The organism is Rhizobium sp. PvP014, assembly GCF_017876855.1.
Lineage (GTDB): Bacteria > Pseudomonadota > Alphaproteobacteria > Rhizobiales > Rhizobiaceae > Neorhizobium > Neorhizobium soli.
Genome location: NZ_JAGIOT010000003.1, coordinates 119,679 through 141,591, shown reverse-complemented (window position 1 = coordinate 141,591; position 21,913 = coordinate 119,679). Strand labels below are relative to the sequence as shown.

The following is a 21,913-nucleotide window of genomic DNA, read 5'->3' as shown; positions in this document are numbered from 1 at the left end:
CTATAGCAACATACCTGAAGGGGATTCAATCTTGACGTGATCCTTGTCCAGCATCGTGCGCGCCGCCGCTCCTCTGATCTCCGTGTAATGGCTGTTCGAGTGTCGGTAAGGTGGAGCTCTTGGTGATCTTCGTCTCCTCTACTGTCAGCCTTGCTGATCTCGGCCACCACACTACCTCCAGTCGGGAATAGGGAGGTAGAAATGAAGGTTCAGAAATTCAGTCTGTCCGACGCCAAACTGGAGCGATCACCTGGACAGGATGCCGATATCTTTGTCGGAAACCTAATCGACGAGAAGGATGGTGGCCCCGTTAGACATGCCTTGAGGAGTTGATCGATTAGCACATCGCCACGCTCCACGCGATGGCAGACGCCGCTCAGTCTGACGACGCTCTGATGAGGCAAGAAGCGGAAAGCCGACACGCAATCCTCCATTACAAGCCGCAGGGTGAGAGCAAGGTCAATGAGAAGCTTACCTATATCGCAGCTTACATTCTGAAAACCGGCAATGTTTTGACGTCCAAGGAAATGGATTTGCTCCTCGGAGCTCCACGCCGGATGTGAAAATCCCGCTCGTCGTGGCTGACTTTAGTCGATCGAGTCCAACACTTCGTGCTCGTGACAGCGGCCTCCAAAGCCCGAATTGAATAGAAGCAGCAGATTTTCCCGGTTCATGGGCGAGGACAAGCTTCTCGATGTGGACGGGTGTCTACTCAGTTTCGCCATGACGCACGCTGTCTTCCCGTAGCTGTAGGGCGTCCTCCTTCGCAGCTTCATATGTGTCGAAGATATCAAAGCCCGCGTCGTCATCTTTCCAGCGTCTTTCGCCTTAGTCCCATTGGCATGGAGAATATGTGTAGAAAAATCTGCGATACATCTCCAGACATGACTACCTCGCGCGTTTGACGGTCACCAGCCGAGATCGGTCTCAGTAAAGTCGTTGCCCTTGTAAGCGATCTTCGTGCGGTAGGCTCTGGCGCAGGCATAGGTGAAACAATCACCCATATTGAGTTTCGCCGGGTGATTGACGATCTTCCCGAACTGCTGTGCGGCGTCCAGCGCCTTGGTCCCCACATCTCCCGAGATCATGGCCTCCTTGGCTTCAAGGTCCGCGAAGAATTGATCGACCATCCTTCGCGCCTTAGCGAGCATGTCAGGCGTAGCGGGACGGTCGCGGCCTGTCGCCTCGGCCATACGCCGCGTCAGCGAAAGCGAGGCTTCCATGCGAACCACCGGCGACACGTAAAAGGGGCCGTCATGCTGTTCAAGCCTGTGCATCAGCTCGCCGGCGTCGTCTTCGCCGGCTAGGATTGCGACGGCCACGGAAGCGTCAACGAATAGCATCAGTCTTCGCCCCACATTTCGTCAGTTTCTCGTTTGTGATCCCCCGGCGCAAAGGGACCGGCGTCCCTCGCCATCGCGAGAGACTTAGCCAGGCGCTCACGCATGGGCAAGCTGCCCTTGCGGCTGGCGATCTCGCGCCTAAGCGCCGTCTTCACGGCATCAACCTTGGATGTCTTGGTCAAGCGGATCAGCTCTTCGGTAAGCGTATCTACTTCAGGATCTTTGATGTAGAGCGGCATGATACATATCCTTTCGTGGATATTATAATATCCCGAATAGCATATGCTCGCAATGGTCTCCAGATCTTTGCGAAGGAATGATCGCCCTTTTGCCTCAGACGAAGCGGCGGCGTTCAAGCCGTGCGGGTGGTGGTACCACGGATGGGCGTGGGTCAGGGAGCAGACGGGTCTTGCCCTGGTCATCCACGAACTTGCGACCACTCGCTGAAGTACGGGTCTTTTTCAGCTGTGAGGGGGACGCTGGACATCTCCGTCTCGATCGAAGAGACGACTTGATCCATGCATGGGCAGAGCAGGGCGGTCCGGACGTTGTCACATCGCAGGGCGCGGGCGGCCAAGGCAGCGGGATGCTGGAGCGCACCGTGGTCTGTTCTAGTCTCTGTAAGTCAAAGAAAAGCCGTCGGGAAATTCCGGTAGCCGAGTTGGCACACATGCCAGCAGGACGCGCTCACGCCGCCGAGCCGACGGACATGCCCTCTGACGACCGGATTTCGAATTCATCTTGGTCCCGGTCAGCAATGGTCGTCGTCTCGTGATCAGGGCAGAAACCCAGCGGCTTCACATATGTTCCGCGGCTTCTAGCTTTCAGACAGCAGGAGAGAGGTCGACGACGTTGAAGCCATCGCTTGTGGTTCTCACCAATCGGATTTCAACGGTAGGTGAGACGCGCGACGGGCGAATGCAGTGACTCGGTAGTCACGTGAACCGTCTAGCAGCCCAGGCCGCGAAGTGGCTATCCCGCGGAACTATCAAGCAATAAATTTGTTGCTGTTTCTACGCCAATTAACGCGTCCGAAAAACGGGAGAAATGATGTGAGTGAAGCTGAGAAACACCCGGAGCAAGATCTCGCTGAGGGCTCACGTGAGACAATCGAGCGTGATCTGAAACGACAGGACGACAAACAGCAATGCCCCAAAGAGAACGATGGTGACGAGGCGTCCAACACGTCTACTCCGAAGCGGTAGGTGCCATGAGCGTTTCCGTGTGGGATAGCGTATCGAGAACTGACTTCGTTTCACGCGGTATGTCTATCCTCAGCGATTCGACTTCAGCAGTTGGAGGATTTGGGGATGGTGCCAGAACGATCGCAGGATAGCGAACTGCTGGAGATCATTGATCATAAGCTAGTTGCGCTTATTCATGAACTAGCAGACGCCAATTGGAGCGTTGATGAGGTCGTCCTGGCCATCGGGTCTATCCTAGAGACCAAATGGCTGCCTCAGGCGAGAGCCTTAGAAGCTCCCCGAAGCAGCGGCTCGGAGAACTTTGTTTCGGACGGCAATGAAGGCTAACGTCTTCAAGGAGAGACCATGGCAGCAACATTCCAGATAATTCCCCTCAGTTCGACCGACCCTGATGGCATTGATACTCAAAATGAGCCGAAGCTGCTATTTACCGACGCATTACAGACTGCTCGGGATTTAAAATCGCAAGGCAAGGCATTTCGTGTGTTCTTCGATGGAGATACTCTAGAAGATCAACGCCGGGCCTTTCGCGAACTCGGTGCATTGGAGTGACGCATGTATCGATGTCGTTGCCATTGTGTTTCGGGTTCAGTCCTATCACCTACCCCACTACGGTTCTGCTGCCCGGTTGCGCTTCAGGTCTAGGAAGCTTGGAAGTTCGGGCATGTCGATCCGCGAGGCAAAGTCACCGTAGGCTTAGAAGCTGTACCACTGCCTCTATGCCAGCTCTGCATCGCGCACAGATCGTCACCTGTGAAGAGGCGTGAGCGCCTCCGATGAAACTGGCAATATCCGCGCAAAAAGTACATCGCTCTCGCTGACGAACACCTTACCGCCGATATCTTCCCCGCGAGATATCGCGGCAGCAGCCAGACCAGTGAGAAAGTTGGCGTTAAGCGTCAGACGACGCAACGACATCTCTGGCGGGTTGGCAATCGCTCTGATCGCTTCGCATGTCACGATCACCGACCAGACCTGCGAGCCGTCGGTCACCGCGATCTGTCCGTTTTCGTGGTAGAGAAACGGTGCTGGTTCGCACAGAGTGATTTCGGGATGGTCGACCATATCAGATTGCCTTCCTGCTTTTAAGGTCGTGCGCGACAGATTTGCGCAACGCGTCCATGATATTGACCACGTTCGATGCGGGAGCAGGCGCTTCCTTTGTCTTCGAGGCCTTCCGTGTGGGCTTCAGGGTTCTCTTCTTCTCCTCGATCAGCTTCAGCAGGCTCTCCTGGATAGGATCGCTCACCATCTCAGGCGACCATCTCGCAGACTTCTGTTTGATCAGTTTTTGCACGAGAGGGATCAGGCCGGGTTCTGCTTCGTCGTCTATGTCTTCGAAATACACCTCTTCCGGCCGTACCTCGTCCTCAAAGCGAAGAGACCAGAGGACAATGCCGTTGTCGCGTGGCTCCAGCACGACCGCCCGTTCGCGACGGCCGATAACCAGCTTGGATACACCGACGACATTGTCGGCCTTCATCGCATCACGGATGACGGCGAAAGCCTCGTGGCCGACGGCATCGTCAGGCATCAAGTAGTGCGGTTTTTCGAGGTAGATCCACTCTATGCTTTGCGACGGTACGAACTTCTGGATGTCGATTGTCTTCACCGTGTCGAGCTGGACGGCGTCGAGGTCATCGTCGCTCAGGATAACGTAGTCGTTCTCACCACGGGCATACCCCTTCGCTTCGTTCTGGTCCTTCACGGGTTTCCCGGTAACAGAGTCGATGTACTGCGAGACGACACGGTTGCCCGTCTCGCGGTTCAGCGTATGAAACCGCACCTTCTCGCTCTCGCTTGTCGCCGGGGTCATGGAGACCGGGCAGGTGACGAGAGAAAGCTTGAGGTAGCCTTTCCAGTAAGGACGGATCGCCATCGTCAAACTCCTAGCTTGCCTTGCGTTGTGGGGCGGCCTTCGAAGCGGCGGACTTCCCGACCGCCCCACGCGCCGGACGTTTCCGACCCGTGCCAGCGTTGGCATTGGCGGCAGTGCGTTCCGGTTTGGTTTCGGCAGCCTTCAGCAAGCCAGCGCTCTCGCGAAGGGCGGCTAACAGGTCGCTCGGCTGCGAGACCTCTATCTTCTTGCGCTTGGGAAGCGCCTTGCCCTCGACCTTGGCCTTTACCAGTTCGGCGAGCGCCGCCTCATATCGGTCGTCGAAGATTGCGGGATCGAATGTCCCCTTCTTCGTGCTGATGATGTGCTTGGCGAGATCGAGCATCTCGCCTTCGATCTCCAGCTTCGGCATATCCTCGAACGCCTTCTCGCTGGACCGGACTTCGTAGTCGTAGTTGAGCGTCGTGGCGATCAGGCCCTTGCCGTGGGGACGGATGAGAACCGTGCGCATTCTCCGGAAGAGGACAGTCCTCGCGATGGCTGCGACCTTCGACCTCCTCATGCCGTCGCGCAGTGCAGCAAACGCGTCGGAGCCCATGCGATCTGGAGTGAGGTAGTAGGGCTTGTCGAAGTAGACGTCGTCGACGTCGGAGCAGGGGATGAACGCCTCGATTTCGAGCGTCTTGTCGCTCTCCGGGATCGTGGCGGCCACCTCGTCTGGATCGATGACGAGATATTGTCCGTTTTCGATTTCGAAGCCCTTGGTCTGGGCTTCCTTAGGCACCAGCTTTTCGGTCTCGCTGTCGATGAAGACGCGATTGACGCGGTTGCCTGTCGCCGAATTGATCGTGTTGAAAGTGATGCGGTCGGAGGTGGAGGCTGCCGTATAAAGCGCTACACCCGCTGTGACCTCTCCGAACTTGAGGAAGCCTTTCCACTGCGCTCGATGACCTGCCATACGCTTTACTCCGAATCACCTGGTTGGCGACTCCAATCGGATTCGAAGTGATTCGTTCCGAGTCAAAACGAATCATTTTTCAATGGCTTGAGCGGATATCTTGCGAGTTTGATTCAGCGTGGTTTCGTCATGCAGGCTTACCGTTTGATCTCAATCGGTTTCCAGATCACCTGGACGCTTCTGGGATCGGGATCGAACAACTCGCAAGTGACTTTCATCTCGGTCCCGTCGCAGGCGCTGCACCTGAACTTCAGTTTCCAAGGGTTGGCGTTCCAACCTTTGTACTGGGCAAGGTCACGCGCCAGAAACCTGCCTTCGCGACCGCATGGGCGGCATGCCGCAACGACGACCATGTTGTGCCTGACGGCTTCGGCAAGTGTTCTGAGATTCCCGACCATGACGAATAATTGGAACGGATGCAGAACGGCGTCAACCTACAAGCCAGCATCGCAGTCCGTTATACCTGACGGCCAACCCGGCTGTGGGAATCACGGCGGCCATTGCCGATGCGTCGACACGTGATCGTGTCGTTGACCTGTCTACCACCGACGTCCTATTCGGGCGTTGGAGGGACCTATGCCCGAATTGATACCGGACGAGATTGAAACGCTGCGCATGCTCGCTGGTCAGCTTCCGCGACGACTTGGGTCGAAGCATGTCCTCTGTATAGAAGAACTTGCGTCCTTCGGTCTGTGCGCTTCTGTCGAGCCTCACCGTCTGACGGACAGAGGCATTCTCTGCCTCGAGGCAAGCACAGGAACGGTTGACCTTCGATCCCGCCGGGTCGCCTAGCGTTCAGAGGGTCAGATATGGCCGTTGCTCACGTATGGCGATCGGTCCACAATGGCGTGCTGCGGTTGCCCGCCCGAGGTCCTAGCCTGCAGCCGAGGCTCGCTGCGGACGGACCACGCTCCAAGCGGGCGGCGAGCCTCGCTTCTCGTAAATTAATACGAGCGGTTGCGCGGTCGGTCCAGGGGCTCGAAGCGACATACTGCCCTCGGTACGGCGGGTACTCTTGAAGAGCGGATCGCCGCCACCAAGGTCGGCTCGCCTTCATCTGCTCAGCCATGACAGATACGCGACTATACGCTTAGCGATGTCTGTTTCACTACGGCCGTTCGACGACCCTTCAGCCGAACAGGTCTTTCGTCAATGTCGGAAGGCCCCCAAGGCCACCTACCTCCGTGTAACGCGGCAACACCATCATTCGGTCTGCGGGCAGGGGACGTTGAAGGGACTTTGCCTCGCTCCATGGCGCGGTCATCCAAATCTCGCATTCTTCCTTCGTCGTCAGAAGCACGGGCATAGCTTTCAGATGGATAGGTTTTACGATCTCGTTGGCATCGGTCGTAAGGAAGGCATAGAGGTCATGTTCACCCTCTCGGGGTGCCTTGATCGGGCCTCGTGCGCCAATCCACTTCGTATGAATGCCTGCGAGCATGAATAGCGGCTGATCCTCGCCGACGACGAACCATCGTAGCGGCTTTTTCCCCGTAGTCGGGTCGGCCGTCTGTTCATACTCACTGAATGCCGTCGCGGGAACAAGGCAGCGGTTCTTGACGCGGAGCCACTGCTGCCAGTGGGGAATGAATGTCTTGCGGACGTTCGTAACACCCCTGTCGGGCTTGCCGTCGAGATGCACCTCAGGCGTCGGCATGCCCCATGTCGACATGGTCAGCTCGCGCTCGCCTTCGGTGTCCATGCGGATGATCGGTCCGTCGCGATCCGGGTGGACATTAATTGACGGCGCCAGGTTTCCTTCCCGAAACCGCGAGATGCTGATGAAGTCCCTGATCGCCTGCTGGTTGGTCGTGACATTGTAGAGGTTGCACATGCCCGTCTCTCCGTGTCGTGCTTAGATATGCGGCCACGCTGGAGTATCAACAGCGCTTTCAATGGCTAGATGACGGCGGAGCGTCATTAACATGAAGGCGGCGTCCGGGCGCTTCCGAGTAAGACGAGGCCTTGATCTAGGGATCTTGCGCGACAGATAGCAGGCTGATCGATGGGGGAACGCATCCGATGAAGACGCTCGCAAAGGCGGTTACCGCCTCGGTTCTGGTCCTGATCCTTCAGGGTTCGGTCCCATATCTTTTGGGGACATCCCCCGTACAGGCCCAGTCGCCACCCGATGCCACCGTATCTGACGCGGCGATGGGCAAGATGAACACATACGTCGAGTTTCTCAACCAAACCCTGCGCGCGTCCGAGTCGCTACAGCGTTACGACAGTTGGGTCGACATGAAGAGGGGCCCGACCGGCAAGGAGCGCATCATCTATGGCATGTACTCTCTATACGACGTGAGAGAGTTGGCGGGCAAAGCCTTGGCTTCCGCTCAGGAAGAGCCAAAGCTGCCGGAGCTTGACGCTGCCATGACAGCCTATGTCGAGACCTACCAGCAACTGGCTCCCGTCATCGAGCGGGCGAACAAGTATTACGAGCGCCAGGACTATAAGTCGGACAAGATGGCAGACGGTAAGGCGTTCCATAAGGACATCGCTGCCCTATCGCCCGTCTATGAAGAACGCCGGAAGACAGTGGACGCCGCATTGAGGACCGAAAAGGTCAAGCTCGACCGTGCATCGCTACTCGCGCTCGAAAAGGCCGAGGGCAATAAATCGCGCTGGCATGTGCGAATCGTCATGTTCCGGGCAGAGGCCGTGATGGACGTGATGCCGACAAACGAAAAGCCCGTGGTCGCCATGCCTGCATTCAGATCAGTGCTTGCCGACTACGCTCAGGCTGTCCGGGAGTTCGATGACTACGCTCTCCAGCATCCCAACTCATTCCACGTGTTTGAGTCCAGCCCGGCGTCGCTCCTGTCGAAGCTTCGCAATTTCGACGAAAAACTCGAGATGGCCAAAGGCGACGCCCGCAAAGGGGCAGGCGGCGATCTCGAATGGCTTGTCTCTGACTACAACACGATGGTCTCCACCTCAGAGTCCGCTACGGTGTTTGCCAAGGACTAAGATCCAATTACGCCATGCGCTGACCTCCGTTACTCAGGCGCTCGCTCCCTACGACGAGACGGCGTTCTCCGGCCGTTTCAGGAGAGGTGCCGAGGATTGGGTAGCAGAGGCATATGTGACGGGTCGGGTCTTCTTTGGCAGCGATTGGGCCGAAAGACGTCTCGGGGTCGGTCGACGGCGACGACGTGTTTTTTGCCTGAACCGAACAGGCGCTTCCGAAGTAATTACACCGCAAGGTGCGGGTAGCTACCGCAGCATTCTGATTTAGCGGACCGTGTCAGCCCATCTTGGCGGAACGTTCTCCTATCACTGGGCCGCGGTCGGCGGCCTTGTCGCGCTGACATTGGATGCGCGCCGCCTGGCCTCCTGATCGCTACTTCCAGCCTTAGCCTGGCTCCTCTAAACCCAAGTTGGCGCACGCGGCGAGAAAATGCGGACGCGACAATTCCGGGTCAACGCCGTTCAGAAGGGCGTGTTGGCAGAGATCGACTGCACGGATGTAACCCCTGTCCGACCTGGCCGCGCACGTCCTCAGATACCGCAACGCGTCAGCCGGACCAAGGATGGTGACGGTCGATGACGGCTCGTCTCCGATGATGACGACGGGCGCCCGCCAGCGCGCGTGGAAGTCGACTACGATGATGTTCATGCCGACATCTCCTGCTGTCGCGCTTACTGCCTGAGCAGTTCCACGACCACGGATTCGTCGACACCATCGACGTCTTGGGACGCGGGAACGTCGATGTTGAAAATCTCGTGGATGACCGCCAGTATCAAAGCGACCGATGCAGACTCGCTTCTGTAATAAATCGTCTGGGCATCGCGTCGCGTCTGCACCAAGTGGGCGTTCTTCAGTATGGTCAGATGCTGCGAAAGAGCCGACTGCCTCAGACCCACCATGAGGGCCAACTTACCAACCGAGGTTTCGTTTCTGCTGACGATATCTAGGATGAGCATACGCTTCCCGTTCCCGATTAAAGTCAGGAAGCTGGAGGCCTGGGCAATTTCCGACGCCGAGGGCATGGTCATACCCATCGTGGTATCTCCGGGCGCACGACGTCCTTCCCTGGTATGGGGAAGGCAGGTCTGCGCAATGGTGGGCCAGGACGGTTCCGGCCAGTGGCCATTCGACTCAATGGTCACGGACTGGAAAGGCGAGATGTCTTCTCGGACCTGAAACGGTCAGCTATCGATGATCTGCGCGCGGGACATTGCCTCAAACCTCGCGACTATGAGGTTGAGGTCGTATGGCTTCGAGTAGAACTGAGCCGACGGGGGCAAGTCGACGTCGCATGGCTTGATACGGCCCGATGCGACTACTATCCCAGCCTCTGGGAACCGCGCCGCCACTTCGTTGGCGAGGTCAACACCTGTAAGACGACCGGGCATCTGGATGTCGGTAAACAGGAAGTGGATGGCAGAATCGTCCATCTTGTCCATGGCCTCGTCTGCCGTACTCGCTTCGATGACCTCAAAGCTCGCATCCTCAAGAGCGTCCGTCACGGTCAGACGGATCAGAACTTCATCGTCGACTACCAGTACCTTACGCATCACCCACCCCTTGCATGTGGCGGGACAACAGAACCGTGCGGATATCGTCCCTAAATGGAAGTTGTTTTCAGAATTTAAGTTCAACCGCGCATTGAATGACGCTTTCGCGGCAGGACTGAAGGATGGGTGGATGTCTTAATCGTCAAGGCGATCGCTCGTCGAAACTCCGACACGCTTCCAGACGCGCGGCTTAGGTGCCGCTCAGGTCAACAAGACATTAGACGGGGCGTGCACCGTCGCTGTGTCTCCCGACCGCCATCATCTCCCTGACTTGGGGGTCGTCGTCGAAGTCACGCAAGTCCCGGATAGGGACGGCTTCGGTGCATAGGAGTATTTGAAAGCGACACTCCTGGATTTGCTATTTCGACGCTACTCGATTGGTATAGATCAAAAAGAACGACGCTTTTGTCGGTAACGTGGTGCCTCTCGGGCTTTGATTAACCGTGCTGATTTCCGAGATCGTAACATGGGCATGTTAGGAACCGTTCATCAACGGACGGGCGAAATTATGAATCTGCACAGTGCACGGCGCGGTATCGGAGAATTCCTGTCCGTGCAAAGCGAAAACCCCGAGCTTCTCAAAGCTCAATATCGGGCTTTCACGCGACAGATGCCGATGATGTACTTCATCCTGCTTTCCAGCACGTGGGCGCTCGCCACGACCCACATGAGGGTTGCGCCGGGTTGGTTGACACTGGGTGTGCCGGCATTGCTCACGGTCGGCTGCGTGATCAGGGTGATCTTCTGGCTGAGAACCAGAAACGCGGATCTCTCTCCGGAACTCGCGCATGCCGCTCTCCTGCGTACCAATCGGCTTGCGGGAGGCCTTGCTATCGCCTTTACCGCCTGGTCCTTTGCATTGTTTCCGTACGGCGACGCCTACACCCGCTCGCACGTCGCCTTCTACATGGCGATTACCGTCATCTCTTGCATATTCTGCATGATGTACGTGCGTTCGGCGGCTTTCATCGTGACACTCGTGGTCAATGGTGCCTTCGTCGTGTTCTTCGTATCCACGGCGCAGCCGACCTTTGTCGCTATCTCGATCAACGTGTTGCTGGTCTGCGCCAGCATGATGTCGGTCCTTCTGACCAACTACCGGAATTTCGAAAGCATGGTGTTTTCGAAACAGCAGAGCGAGGCCCTGAGCCGAGAGAATTTCAAGCTCGCCAATCTCGATAGCCTCACCGGACTCGGCAATCGCCGAGCCTTCTTCGCGGAACTGGAAGCCGAGCTGGCGAAGGCTCGAGCGCGGGGAGAGCGGCTAGCTCTTGGAGTCATGGATCTAGACGGTTTCAAGCCCGTCAACGACCTCTACGGTCATTCGGTCGGTGATCGTCTCCTGGTCGAGGTCGCAACCCGCCTGTCGACCACTTTGAAGGCGAGCACGGCTTTCAGGTTAGGCGGTGACGAGTTCGCGATAATCGCTCCTCTTCCTCCGGAGAATACAGTGCTGGTGACGAACGCCAATGCAATTTCGGCGAAGCTGAAGGAGCCCTATCGTTTGCCGGAAGGTACGGTGAACATTTCGGCGTCAATGGGGATTGCGGTATTTCCCGATCTGGCTCTCAGTTGCGAGCAACTGTTCGAGCGAGCTGACTACGCGCTTTATCACGCTAAAAGGAGGCGGCGCGGGGGCGCGGTTCTATTCGACTCCGATCATCAAGACCAAATCAACGCCGAGGCCAGGATAGAAAGCGCGCTCAAGCAGGCTGACCTCAATGTAGAGCTTTCGGTCGTTTTCCAGCCGATAGTCGACATCCGCGACCAGGAGACATTAGGGTTTGAGGCTTTGGCGCGGTGGGATAGCCCACAGCTGGGCAAAATTTCTCCAGGTTGTTTCATACCTATTGCTGAAAGAGCGGGGATCGTCGGATCGCTCACGAGGCCCCTTCTCAAGAAAGCGTTGGCTGCTGCTTCGAACTGGAGGCCGTCTCTGCGGTTGTCGTTCAACCTGTCAGCCCACGACTTGAATTCCGACGACGGCGTCTTGACGCTGATCGGGATAATTCGAGGTAGCGGCTTTGATCCGAAACGGCTCGATCTCGAGATCACGGAGACGGCTTTCACTCACGATTTTGCGCAGGTCACACGGTCCGTCGAAACCCTTCGAAGGCTGGGGTGTGGAATTTCGCTTGATGATTTCGGAACAGGATACTCGAGCCTGACGCGCCTTCATGCGTTACCGCTGACGAAGTTCAAGATTGATCGCAGCTTCGTCAAGGACCTGGATACGCGACCGTCCAGCTACAAGATCGTCAAATCCTTGCTGGCACTCAGTGCTGACATGGGACTGGATTGCGTCATCGAAGGCGTCGAGACGAAGGCGGAGCTTGCTGCCCTCACGGCGTTGGGAGGGACAAGTGTTCAAGGATACCTGTTTTCGCCGCCGATGCCGGAGAACGAAGCCGCGAAGTTCGCGGCTCGACCCAGCCGCTTCGACCATCGAGTCGCGGTCTGACAGGTGTCCCTCTCTACGGACCACGAGATAGACATCTCCACCCCATTCTCCCACGACGAGTTCAAAATGCGCGGCGATTTCAGCGTGCGACCTATTGGTTGCTGTGGAACGCGTGGACGTCGTCTGTATCGATGTAGCGTCCAATACTTCGCAGGTAAGCGACTATGTCCGCCCGCAGGTGATCACGCTCGCCGTACCTGGCGTCTATGTTGCCTAGAAGTCCCGATACTCTTTCGAAGTCCTCGTCTTTCAGGTCGCCGTCGCCAAACAGGTAGTGTTCTTGACCTACGGCGCAAATGTTGCAGCCCGTGGCCACAACGTCGCGTACAAATTCCGGAATCTGGGATGAAAGCATGCCCACGGGCCGCTCGCTTCTCTGAGGGGTTAGATCTGGTCTAATCGCTGCGCGTTTTCATGGAATTCTGAACACCTAGTACATGTCATTGCAACCCCTCAAAAGCGGGCTATTGACCGAAGCTCGGAAGCATTGCTCGGCGACTAACGACGTCAATCTGCCACTTCGCACCACGTTCAGACGTCCACTCCGTCCCATGCTATCCGAAAAGGTCTTTCGCCGGTGCGCGAAGTCATCCGGGGCCTCCGACCGCCATGTAGCGCGGCACCACCGTCAATCTGTCGGCGGGCAGGCGACGTTGTAGAAAGGCTCATCTCGATAAACTTTTACGTGCATCAGAAACCCGAAATGAATGCTAGGATGTCAGAGTGACGTATCCGTTGAGAGACTGGGTTCCTATGATCTTGAAATTGCAGAACGTCATTCTCGAGATGATCGCCCGCGGCGAAGCTTTGCAGGCGACGATCGAGCGACTATGCCTTGCAGCTGAAGCCTTGGTTCCGGGGACGGTGTGCTCGGTGTTGTCAATTCGCGACGAACGCCTTCATCCTTTAGCTGGACCCTCGCTGCCTTCCTCATATTCGGCCGTGCTGGATGGTGTGTCTATCGGGGCATCCGTGGGTTCCTGTGGCAGTGCGGCCTTCCAAGGGGAGGCGGTAACCGTCACAGACATTGAACATGACCCTCGCTGGGTGGATTTTAGGGATGTGGTTCTGCCGCTCGGCTTCAGGGCATGTTGGTCGACGCCGATTTTCAGTGCCGACCGCGTCGTCGCGACGTTCGCTTTCTATTTCCGGGAGTGCAGGGGACCAAACGAGCTAGAGCAGCGCATCGTAGACGCCTGCATTTATCTCTGTGCGATCGCGATCGAGCGAGAGGAGCGGGTCCAGGAGCGTCAGCGCCTGACTTACACCGACGTGCTGACAGGACTGCCCAATCGGGCAAAGTTCAGTCAGGTTCTGCTGAATTACACCGAACGCCTAGAGGGCGGTTGGGGCGTAATCCTGGCAGACCTGGATAACCTAAAGGTCGTCAACGATACGTTCGGACATGGTGCCGGAGACGAACTCATCCAGATCGTTGCAACAAGGATAGCCGCTGCGGTCGGCAAGGGTCGTGCGTTCAGGATCGGCGGTGACGAATTTGCAGTGGTGGTCGAAAGTAGCGTTGGATCATCAATCTCGACAGTTGCAGCAGGGATACTTGCGACGATCAAGGAACAAGCGCATTGCAACGGTCACGCCATCGTTCCAAGCGCGACGCTAGGCGGTTGTGTCGCAGGACCGGGGGAAACACCCGATCATGTTCGCCAGTGTGCGGATGTCGCGTTGTACCACGCTAAAGAGCGCAATCGCGGCCAGTTCGTCGAACACAGGCCCGGGTTTGGCACCGCAATAACGCGACGCTTTCGAGCGATCAGACAGGTCAGTCTTGCCCTCGTCGAGAAGCGCATACACCCCTACTACCAACCGATTGTGCGACTTGATACCGGGCAAGTCGTCGGTTTCGAAGCGTTGTGTCGGATGTCGACAGCGTCAGGGGACATCATCGCCGCTGCCAACTTCCACGAAGCAACCAAAGACGCCCATGTCGCTGCCGAACTAACCCAGTGCATGCTTCAACAAGTAGCGCGTGATATGCGCAGCTGGCTCGACCTGGGCCTTCCTCTTCAGCACGTTGGCATCAACCTTTCCGCCGCGGACTTTCACGCGGGCCGGCTACAGGAGCGGATCTGTGCAGTCTTCGCGGATGCCGGTGTTCCGTTGGATCATGTCATTCTCGAAGTCACCGAGTCCGTCTATCTTGGCCAACGCGACCATGTGGTTGCCGACGAAATCAAGCTACTGCGTAGCTGTGGAATGCGGGTCACGCTTGACGACTTCGGAACGGGCTTCGCATCGCTCACCCATCTCCTCACTGTCCCGGTCGACATCATCAAGATCGACAAATCCTTCGTCGAAAGACTGGTTCCGGACGACGGCGCAGTCGTGATCGTGGAGGGGTTGGTCAGCATCGCAAACAATTTGGGTCTCAGAGTTGTGGCGGAAGGGATCGAAACCGAGACCCAGCTCGAGCAACTCGTGTCGTTCGGATGCAAGCTCGGGCAGGGATATCTGTTCTCCAAAGCTGTCGATAGAGATGCTGCGACTGTTCTGATGGCCAGCCATGGTCAGAATTTAGACAACGGCCATCACCCGCTCAGAGCGTAACATCGGGGTAGCGCTTTGCGGCGCACACCCTGCTGTAGATCAGCCCGGTAGCTCGTATATCGACACGTCGTCCGACGGGTCTCGAATATCCTTGAACTAGCCGTGCCTAAGCTGGCCGACCAGGCCCTGTATTCGATCTCTGCCGCCAGTGTCGGCTCGACGTAGACGGCCGAGCGCGACCTGATCATGACCACGGCCTTCCTGTCTCTGATGACATCGAAACGTGCCTTCCAGTTCCCTTGCCGTCCGTGCGCTCAACACGGTTCCGACGCTTCCAACGTAGACGAGATCGTCGCACTTTCGCGCAGCCAGAAGCAGACTGCCGAGGTTTCCCGTACCGGCCGAGGACGGCTCGTAGCCGCCAACGACGAACGTGTCGCTGGCGACACGTTTTATCATCCGCCAGTCACCGCCCGTCCCGGACGGTACGTCCGGCTTCTTGGCGACTATGCCTTCCAGCCCGAGTTCTGACGCGCCGTCCGTCGCTGATCGGTCGCGGCCTTGCGCTCCGATAGAACTGCGCGCACTGTCGATGAAAGAAGCGAGGACGGCCTATGTCGCACTGGGATGCCGAGCAGTTCTACGACGAGAACGACCATAGCGAGACCGACTTCACCGCACTTACGAAGCCCGTCACTTATCTCAACAGCTGGCTCCCGGTTGTCCTGCGGACGATTCTTCGTGACGACCTAACGCACTACGGTTTCAGCGTCATCGTTCACACTGGTGATGGATCGGTTCTGCTAGACGCGAGTCAGCATGCCGCCCTTCTTTGCATCCAGGAAAGGAAGAACGCGGAGACAATGGGAACGAGATAGAACGCTTATAGTACCAACTGCCAATTGCGTCGCTCACATCCGTCACGCACTCGCAGTGCGTGGCCCTAGCCACCGTACGTCGGGCAACGCCGACCTCTGACACATGGCACTTTCAGTTCGTTTAACGTGCAATCCACTGGCCTACAGGAGGTCGGACACTCGATTCCGCCGACGAGGCGATGCAAGCTGCCGAATTCCTGCGGAAACGTCTCGAATGATCAAAGACCGACTTGTTTGGCCCGTTGACCGGTCATCGAGAGGGTGGGCCTCGCCCTTCCAATAGTGGTCGATAATGTGCCTGCAGTTCCGAACGACGCGTTCTCCAATTTCCGGATCGCCGCCTTTCAGAGTGTCGGGATCGCCGCCGCTGAGGCGCACGAAAAGGACTTGCTGGGTGGCGAACGTGAAATAGTCCTTGCTGGTTGGCTCGAATTCCAGTCCGTCCTCCCGGAATTTGTCCGCCACTTGGGCGGCCGCGTCCTCAATCGCTTTGTAGACCTTGTCGAGCATCGCGCGCTCGGCTGCTTCTCTGATTTCCATGTACTGGCGCTGTTCGGGTGTCGGTAGGGTGCAGATCCTGGTCATCCATGTCTCCTTTCCTGTCGTCCTTGGCGATCTCGACAACCGCACTACCTCCAGTCGGGAATAGGGAGGTAGCAATGAAGGTTCAAAAATTCAGCCTGTCGGACGCTGAACTGGTCAAATCTCCGGGACAGGATGCCGATATCTTTGTCGGAAATCTAATCGACGAGAAGGATGGTGGCCCCGTTACCATCGGATACGGCCGCTACGCTCCTGACCAGTCGCTTACAGAGGCCATGGCCGTTCACGACACCATGATAGTCATAGAAGGCAGGCTCTCGGTTTCCACTGGGGACGGAACCGTGACGGCAGGACCTGGCGACATCGTCTACATGCCCAAGGGCGAGTCCGTGACGATCACCACGGGAGGCGAAGGCGCGTTGACGGCCTACGTGACCTATCCTCACTGGGCGGAGGCGCATGAAGGATGACGGGAGTCGCACCATCACCGAAAGGCTGGGCGACGTTCGCCTGGCAGTCCGACTACGGTCAGTTCTACCTTGTGGACAGGGAGGACGAAGCTTTCGAGGCTCCCGTGGAGATAACGGCGGAAATGGAGGCACGCAGCCTGTGCGTGACGCCCAGGGGGCTGGTGATCTATACCCACTCCAGCCTTCAGCAGCATATAAGGATCGCTATCTACGACAGCGAACCGGAGCATCCGGTCACCGAGCCCATGAGCGGCAATCTGTGGACGCGAATAGAGCAGACGCAAGCCTCGTTCCCTTCGAGGTCGTTTGCGATATCCAGCCCCTCGTTGCCCGATCCGTTGCCGTACGGTCCGATCTTCCTCGTGGGTAACGCCGACTGCGTGATCCAGATCAACTGGATGGAATTCCAGGGCGGCAGGGATGAAAGCGTCCCGGTCGATCCGGACATCATCGATATTGCGATCTGGCCGGCCGTTGCCACACGTGACAACGCAGTTGAAGAAGTGGGCGAGGAACTGGCGCAAGCCCTCGAAGCGACTCTTGCCTACGAGACGGTTGACGGATCGATGACCATGCCAGCCGATCCGGTGCGGCAAGAGTGATACAGGTGGCGGGAAGCGCTACGCCGACATTGAGGGCGGCGCTCTCGCTGATTACGAACTCGCCGCCGAACCTGGTAAAGACGGAGGTCGCACCAAAGAGGTTTGGTCCAGGAAAGGCAAAGCCGAATCGCCGACTCTTCTGAAAGCCGTCTCCTCTTGCGGTCATCGGAAGCGACCCCCGGGGGGAACTTGACGGATCGTCGTGAGTTATCGCGAGTGACTGCGGATCTGGTCCATGTCGCTATTATTGCTGGTTCGTCGAAGGTGGTCGTTTTCATGCGCCACTGCTGGATGAGAGAACATAATGAGGAAAAGGAGGTGGTTTGGTGCCCTACGTCAAGGTTGAGATCGCCAAGGGAGTTGCCTCCGTAGATCAAAAACGAACGGTTATCAGAAGGATGACCGAAGTGCTGGTCGAAGAGCTGGGTCGCAATCCGGAATTCGTCTTCGTCGTGATAGATGAGATAGACACCGACAATTGGGGGAGGAAGGGCGTAACCCTTACTGATCTCTGGCAGCAGGATAAACCAGAACCTGAGTCACCCTAAATAGCGCCTCCGGTTTGGGGTCTTTCTCCAGCAAACACCGTACGTCTCAAGGTCCGTTGGCCTTTTAACGTGCTATCCCGTCCAAGTCGACCGAGCTGAAGATGCGTTCGCGCCATCCATCGAGACTAACATTCCACCGGCCGATACTGGGGTCGCCAAGCCGGATGTCGGCTGTCGAATATCTTTTGCAAAAGAGCTAAAGGCCGTCAGCATTGTTACGGGAACATCTATCGTTAACCGCGAGGGCCACGCAACTGCTGTGCCGAACGGAAGTGCGTCGTATCTGATCAGGGCTTCGCTAAGGGGACGGGATTGATATTCTCGTTACCGACTGGAGAAGAGGGAGCCGAGCCGCTGCCTTCCCCTGAATCCAGAAGAGCCCAGCCCACGACTGATACCAGGAATACGGCGAGCGCCACCATGGCCCACCTGGAACGTCCCCGTCCGGTTCGGCGGGAGTTGCTATGCGTCGTCTCGTACTCTGTGGGGCTGCCGTCCGATCCGTCCTGCTCATGTGCCATGTCCGTTTTCTCCCTCAATCGCCGAACATCGCGGACGTGCGATTGTTCCGGGCAACGGGAGTACGTCTAATGTACGTTTACATCGCAGGCCGCGTGGCACTACCGATAATGACTCTTACGGTACACCGATAGCGCCTAAGGAAATCCATGAGTGCCAACCGTCGATTTGTAAGCCTCACCATTTGCAAAATTGAGGGTGCGTTTTGCAGTTACTTTTCCTTAACTCGGGATCTGGGAGCCGCTTTTTAAAAGCACGATCCGGGACTGAAGATTACGATAGTTCCATAACATATCTTACGCGCTTTCGTAAGCCCGCTAATGGAGAAGACGTATATTTGTTTAGTCTCACAGCCACCCTCCCGCCCGGGCGCAAAGCTAATAAGAGCGCCCGCACCAAACGCATCTCCACAGGCTGTCCGCCGCGACTGCCTCATCCTCAACCCTGCCGCTCTTGGACGCGCGCGTCACCCAAATTACGCGCGGGATACCCTCATCGGCTGTTATTTGCGCATTGCTGCGCGAGGGCGTCAACAAATCTAGGAGCTATTTAATGCAGCACAGCAAGTGGTCCCAAGGCGAACGGTTTGCAGCCTATCGTAAGTTAGATGCTTGAGCGTTTGTAAACGAGCTACCGAGCTACCGAGCTACGCCCCCAAGGTCACCACGGTCTTTGCAACTTGATACCCCGGAAACTCTTCCTACTCCCTATCATGACAAACCAGTCGCGGTAGTGTAATCGGAAAGGAGAGAAAGCAACGGGAGGTCAGCCTCGGTTCGGCCTGACCTCTTCATCCCGGTTGCGGAGCATAGGAGAGACCCGGTTTCGCGGGTCCGTCTTGCAACCTAATTCTCCAACCTAGCCTGCCGCAAACCGCGAGATTGAAGCAAGGTTCCGCTCACGATGGCCTTGGTGCTCAACCCACTCCAGTCACCGTCCGGACAGAAATCCGACGATATCGTCGAGCACTAGCTGCATTATCTGCGCTATCTGTTTCGCAGGCCTCCATGAAGGTTGCGTTCGGAAATGGCAAGTTGCGTGCCCTGTTCCAGGGGAAGGGTCGCCGCGAACTGGACCGCCGCATCTTCTATTGCTGTGCGCACGCGGCCGGTCATCGCAGCATGCCGGTTCGAACGAGCAAGAGACATGAGCCCCCAAAGGAGCCATATCAGCTTCCGGAGGTATGCATTGGCAACCACTGTGAAGGCGCGAAGCAAAAGTGCGCCTACCTGCCAAGCGAACCACAATGGCGCAAGTTACTTACTTCTTTCCGAGGCAACAAAATCGATGAACGCTCTCAATGGCGCAGGCATAAACCTGCGGGAGAAATACAGTCGTGGACCGTCAAAACTTGTCCACCATTCCGGTAGCACGGGTTCGAGATCTCCGGAATCAAAGTGCGGTTGAAGCCAATTCTCGAACGTGTAGATCAGGCCACATCCGTGCCGGGCAAAGTCGATCGCCGCGGCGGCAGCATCCACACCGACGACCAGCCGTCCCTGAGGGTCGACCGCAAGTGCCTCGCCTTCCCTTTCAAACTCCCACATCACGTAAGCCCCGCTGGAGAACCTCAGGCGGATGCATTCGTGATCGAGCACATCGCTCGGATGCCGAAGCCTTCTTCCACTTGCGAGGTATGACGGACTGGCCGCGAGCGCGGCTCGCTGTCTTGCTGGACCCAACGGTACGGCTATAACGTCTTGAGCGAGATGCTCGCCATAGCGAATGCCGGCATCACATCCGGCTGCCACAGCATCCACAAGCCTATCCTCGACCACGAACTCGATGCGCACGCCAGGATGCTTCTCAAGGAAGCCTTCGACAAGTGGCGGAAGGATATCGACCATGACTGCGCCGGTTACATTCAGCTTCAGCAAGCCACGGGTTTCGGCTTGGGAGCTTGCGGCATCCTGAAGGGCCGCGCGCGCTTCCGCATAAAGAGGCAAGAGGCGTTCCGCCAATGAGCGGCCCGCATCCGTCGGCGAGACGCTGCGTGTCGTCCTTGTCAGCAAAGGAACGCCGATCTGCTGCTCCAAACGCTTCACACGTTCGCTGACCGACGACGGGGACAGCCCAAGTCGCTGCGCAGTCTTCCGAAAGCCGCCGGTCTCGCAAATGTCGAGAAACACCGCTAGGTCGTTGAAGCCAGAAATGTCTTCATTGTTCGCCATGACGATCACGGTATATAGGATTAGGGGGATTATCGGGCGCTAAATCTGCATCTATCTCCATGAGCAGTCCACCGCAATGGCCAATCTCAAAGGAAAACATGATGCACAAGAAAACAGTGTTGATCACAGGTGCGAACAAAAGCATCGGGTTCGAAACGGCGCGTCAAATGGGTCGCAATGGCTACAGCGTGTGGATTGGAAGCCGCGATGCTGCGCGCGGCGAAGAGGCTGTGCAGTTGCTATCTGCTGAAGGCGTTGAGGCGAGGCCGATTTACATCGACGTAACGGACGAGGCGTCGGTGAGGCAGGCGGCTGATCGCGTCCAGACAGAGGATGGCAAGCTCGACGTTCTCATCAACAATGCAGGTATTCCAGGTCAGATGGTGCCGCCCTCTCAGCAGTCGATCAATGACATCCGCACCATCTACGAGACCAACGTCTTCGCACCTGTTTTGGTGACCCAAACCTTTCTTCCCGCTCTCAAGAAGGTTGGGAACGCAAACATCGTCATGGTCAGCAGCGGCCTCGGTTCCCTTGGTTGGCTCTCGGACCCGGGCAATCAGTTCTACGGTGTCAACTTTCTCGGCTACAACAGCTCCAAAACGGCACTCAACGCCATAACGGTGGCTCTTGCCAAGGAACTTGCAGCCTCGGGCATCAAGGTGAACGCGGCTGATCCAGGCTACACAGCAACCGACTTCAACGGTCATTCCGGCTATCGCACGGTCCAGCAGGCTGCAAGCGGCATCGTGTGGCTTGCGACGCTGGGTGAAAAAGGTCCGACAGGCGGCTTCTACTTCGACGGGGTGGTGGTGCCCTGGTAAGCTTATCCCGATCCGTCACCCGTCTCGCCGCCGAAGAAGAGCTGTAATCGCATGAAAGGTTCATAGATCTCGTGGTCGTCACGCCGGGTCTCGCTACGTGGTAAGCCGCCTGCGTGGCAATTCTGACGTGCTGGCTGCGGCGCGGAACATTTCGATCTCACGTGGCGAGAATGGCGTTGTCGGCCATGAATTTGGCTTTGGGCATCAGCTCATCGAGTCCTGCCCAGAAGGTCAGCGAGGTGCGATCCCCGAAGCGGCCGATCTGCGCTCTCGTGCGCCCACACGCATGAGAAGTTTGGCGCATTTCTCCGCCGTCTTGATGACGCTTTCGCCGGGACGGTCGACATATTCGCGAACGATCGGTCCGATCTGCCCATGTCCTCGACGGGAATTGGTTCTCCGCCCGGCGCCAGCAGCACCCGTTCTGTACAGAAGGACATCAGTGTCAGCGGCTTGTCGCTGTCGGTCGGCAATCGCCGTCGGAATTGATGGGGCCGTCGCCCCTTAGCAGCGCGATGGCGAGCGGGG

The 21,913-nt window shown here is 57.3% G+C and carries 23 protein-coding genes and 2 pseudogenes; 13 read left to right on the top strand and 12 right to left on the bottom strand.

The window, feature by feature from the left end:
• Positions 1 to 201: 201 nt before the first annotated feature.
• A pseudogene (locus J3A65_RS23415) lies at positions 202 to 312 on the top strand (ethanolamine utilization protein); the annotation flags it as partial.
• Between the two features lie 83 nt (positions 313 to 395).
• Positions 396 to 563 (top strand): hypothetical protein, encoded by a 168-nt coding sequence (locus tag J3A65_RS22255; protein ID WP_162728440.1) that lies wholly within the window; start codon positions 396 to 398, stop codon positions 561 to 563.
• A 345-nt stretch (positions 564 to 908) separates the two neighbouring features.
• On the opposite strand, the gene J3A65_RS22250 is transcribed toward J3A65_RS22255, so the two are convergent.
• Together J3A65_RS22250 and J3A65_RS22245 are read right to left on the bottom strand one after the other, a co-directional pair.
• Positions 909 to 1,343: a type II toxin-antitoxin system VapC family toxin gene (locus J3A65_RS22250; RefSeq protein WP_113112094.1), complete on the bottom strand. Its 435-nt coding sequence runs from the start codon at positions 1,341 to 1,343 to the stop codon at positions 909 to 911.
• The gene (locus tag J3A65_RS22245) at positions 1,343 to 1,582 is read right to left on the bottom strand and encodes a type II toxin-antitoxin system VapB family antitoxin (protein ID WP_012653071.1); all 240 of its coding nucleotides are present in this window, start codon (positions 1,580 to 1,582) and stop codon (positions 1,343 to 1,345) included. Before J3A65_RS22245 ends, J3A65_RS22250 begins: the two co-directional genes overlap by 1 nt.
• 1,071 nt (positions 1,583 to 2,653) lie before the next feature.
• Here J3A65_RS22245 and J3A65_RS22240 point away from each other — a divergent pair.
• Positions 2,654 to 2,875: a hypothetical protein gene (locus J3A65_RS22240; protein WP_209903888.1), complete on the top strand. Its 222-nt coding sequence runs from the start codon at positions 2,654 to 2,656 to the stop codon at positions 2,873 to 2,875.
• An 18-nt stretch (positions 2,876 to 2,893) separates the two neighbouring features.
• Positions 2,894 to 3,100 carry a hypothetical protein gene (locus tag J3A65_RS22235; RefSeq protein ID WP_092665011.1) on the top strand — a complete coding sequence of 69 codons (207 nt, stop codon included), beginning with the start codon at positions 2,894 to 2,896 and terminating at the stop codon, positions 3,098 to 3,100.
• 195 nt (positions 3,101 to 3,295) lie between these two features.
• On the opposite strand, the gene J3A65_RS22230 is transcribed toward J3A65_RS22235, so the two are convergent.
• The 3 genes from J3A65_RS22230 to J3A65_RS22220 are packed head-to-tail and all read right to left on the bottom strand — an operon-like array spanning position 3,296 to position 5,343.
• Entirely contained in the window at positions 3,296 to 3,613 is a 318-nt protein-coding gene (locus J3A65_RS22230; protein ID WP_113112096.1) for a hypothetical protein, read from the bottom strand.
• Position 3,614: 1 nt separating this feature from the next.
• Complete coding sequence (locus J3A65_RS22225; RefSeq protein ID WP_209903885.1) at positions 3,615 to 4,427, bottom strand: Ku protein; 813 nt, start codon at positions 4,425 to 4,427, stop codon at positions 3,615 to 3,617.
• A gap of 10 nt (positions 4,428 to 4,437) precedes the next feature.
• Positions 4,438 to 5,343, bottom strand: a complete 906-nt coding sequence (locus J3A65_RS22220) for a Ku protein (RefSeq protein WP_209903883.1) — start codon at positions 5,341 to 5,343, stop codon at positions 4,438 to 4,440.
• A 47-nt stretch (positions 5,344 to 5,390) separates the two neighbouring features.
• Here J3A65_RS22220 and J3A65_RS22215 point away from each other — a divergent pair, with 47 nt between their 5' ends.
• Entirely contained in the window at positions 5,391 to 5,750 is a 360-nt protein-coding gene (locus J3A65_RS22215; protein WP_162728419.1) for a hypothetical protein, read from the top strand.
• Positions 5,751 to 6,472: 722 nt separating this feature from the next.
• Here J3A65_RS22215 and J3A65_RS22210 read toward each other — a convergent pair.
• A complete protein-coding gene (locus J3A65_RS22210) occupies positions 6,473 to 7,177 on the bottom strand; it encodes an SOS response-associated peptidase (protein ID WP_209903881.1) in 705 nt (234 codons plus the stop codon).
• Between the two features lie 188 nt (positions 7,178 to 7,365).
• Between J3A65_RS22210 and J3A65_RS22205 the strand changes: the two genes are divergently transcribed.
• Positions 7,366 to 8,313, top strand: coding sequence for a YiiG family protein (locus tag J3A65_RS22205; protein ID WP_209903879.1), 948 nt, complete (start codon positions 7,366 to 7,368; stop codon positions 8,311 to 8,313).
• 385 nt (positions 8,314 to 8,698) lie between these two features.
• On the opposite strand, the gene J3A65_RS22200 is transcribed toward J3A65_RS22205, so the two are convergent.
• The 3 genes from J3A65_RS22200 to J3A65_RS22190 form a co-directional block, all read right to left on the bottom strand.
• Positions 8,699 to 8,962 carry a DUF982 domain-containing protein gene (locus J3A65_RS22200; protein ID WP_092665514.1) on the bottom strand — a complete coding sequence of 88 codons (264 nt, stop codon included), beginning with the start codon at positions 8,960 to 8,962 and terminating at the stop codon, positions 8,699 to 8,701.
• A 23-nt stretch (positions 8,963 to 8,985) separates the two neighbouring features.
• Positions 8,986 to 9,342 carry a metalloregulator ArsR/SmtB family transcription factor gene (locus J3A65_RS22195; protein ID WP_175487311.1) on the bottom strand — a complete coding sequence of 119 codons (357 nt, stop codon included), beginning with the start codon at positions 9,340 to 9,342 and terminating at the stop codon, positions 8,986 to 8,988.
• Positions 9,343 to 9,495: 153 nt separating this feature from the next.
• Complete coding sequence (locus J3A65_RS22190) at positions 9,496 to 9,864, bottom strand: response regulator (protein ID WP_209903877.1); 369 nt, start codon at positions 9,862 to 9,864, stop codon at positions 9,496 to 9,498.
• A gap of 508 nt (positions 9,865 to 10,372) precedes the next feature.
• On the opposite strand from J3A65_RS22190, the gene J3A65_RS22185 reads away from it, so the two are divergent.
• The 3 genes from J3A65_RS22185 to J3A65_RS22175 all read left to right on the top strand — a co-directional run bounded on the left by J3A65_RS22185 (position 10,373) and on the right by J3A65_RS22175 (position 15,361).
• Complete coding sequence (locus J3A65_RS22185; RefSeq protein WP_209904171.1) at positions 10,373 to 12,325, top strand: EAL domain-containing protein; 1,953 nt, start codon at positions 10,373 to 10,375, stop codon at positions 12,323 to 12,325.
• 753 nt (positions 12,326 to 13,078) lie between these two features.
• Positions 13,079 to 14,890 (top strand): EAL domain-containing protein, encoded by a 1,812-nt coding sequence (locus tag J3A65_RS22180; protein ID WP_209903875.1) that lies wholly within the window; start codon positions 13,079 to 13,081, stop codon positions 14,888 to 14,890.
• A 186-nt stretch (positions 14,891 to 15,076) separates the two neighbouring features.
• Positions 15,077 to 15,361 (top strand): hypothetical protein, encoded by a 285-nt coding sequence (locus tag J3A65_RS22175; protein WP_113111948.1) that lies wholly within the window; start codon positions 15,077 to 15,079, stop codon positions 15,359 to 15,361.
• A gap of 488 nt (positions 15,362 to 15,849) precedes the next feature.
• Here J3A65_RS22175 and J3A65_RS22170 read toward each other — a convergent pair whose 3' ends face one another.
• Positions 15,850 to 16,293 (bottom strand): hypothetical protein, encoded by a 444-nt coding sequence (locus J3A65_RS22170; RefSeq protein ID WP_245341742.1) that lies wholly within the window; start codon positions 16,291 to 16,293, stop codon positions 15,850 to 15,852.
• Between the two features lie 74 nt (positions 16,294 to 16,367).
• Here J3A65_RS22170 and J3A65_RS22165 point away from each other — a divergent pair, with 74 nt between their 5' ends.
• From J3A65_RS22165 to J3A65_RS22155, 3 genes are all read left to right on the top strand, one after another.
• A complete protein-coding gene (locus J3A65_RS22165; RefSeq protein WP_113111949.1) occupies positions 16,368 to 16,721 on the top strand; it encodes an AraC family ligand binding domain-containing protein in 354 nt (117 codons plus the stop codon).
• On the top strand, positions 16,718 to 17,323 hold the full coding sequence (locus J3A65_RS22160; protein WP_113111950.1) for a hypothetical protein: 606 nt from the start codon (positions 16,718 to 16,720) through the stop codon (positions 17,321 to 17,323). Before J3A65_RS22165 ends, J3A65_RS22160 begins: the two co-directional genes overlap by 4 nt.
• Positions 17,324 to 17,649: 326 nt before the next feature.
• A complete protein-coding gene (locus tag J3A65_RS22155) occupies positions 17,650 to 17,871 on the top strand; it encodes a 4-oxalocrotonate tautomerase family protein (protein WP_113111966.1) in 222 nt (73 codons plus the stop codon).
• A gap of 1,775 nt (positions 17,872 to 19,646) precedes the next feature.
• Here the strand turns inward: J3A65_RS22155 and J3A65_RS22150 are convergent.
• Positions 19,647 to 20,561 (bottom strand): LysR family transcriptional regulator, encoded by a 915-nt coding sequence (locus tag J3A65_RS22150; protein ID WP_209904169.1) that lies wholly within the window; start codon positions 20,559 to 20,561, stop codon positions 19,647 to 19,649.
• A gap of 98 nt (positions 20,562 to 20,659) precedes the next feature.
• On the opposite strand from J3A65_RS22150, the gene J3A65_RS22145 reads away from it, so the two are divergent.
• Complete coding sequence (locus J3A65_RS22145; RefSeq protein WP_209903873.1) at positions 20,660 to 21,385, top strand: SDR family oxidoreductase; 726 nt, start codon at positions 20,660 to 20,662, stop codon at positions 21,383 to 21,385.
• An 11-nt stretch (positions 21,386 to 21,396) separates the two neighbouring features.
• Here the strand turns inward: J3A65_RS22145 and J3A65_RS23570 are convergent.
• Positions 21,397 to 21,858, bottom strand: a pseudogene (locus J3A65_RS23570) (aminopeptidase P family protein); the annotation flags it as partial.
• Between the last annotated feature and the right edge of the window lie 55 nt (positions 21,859 to 21,913).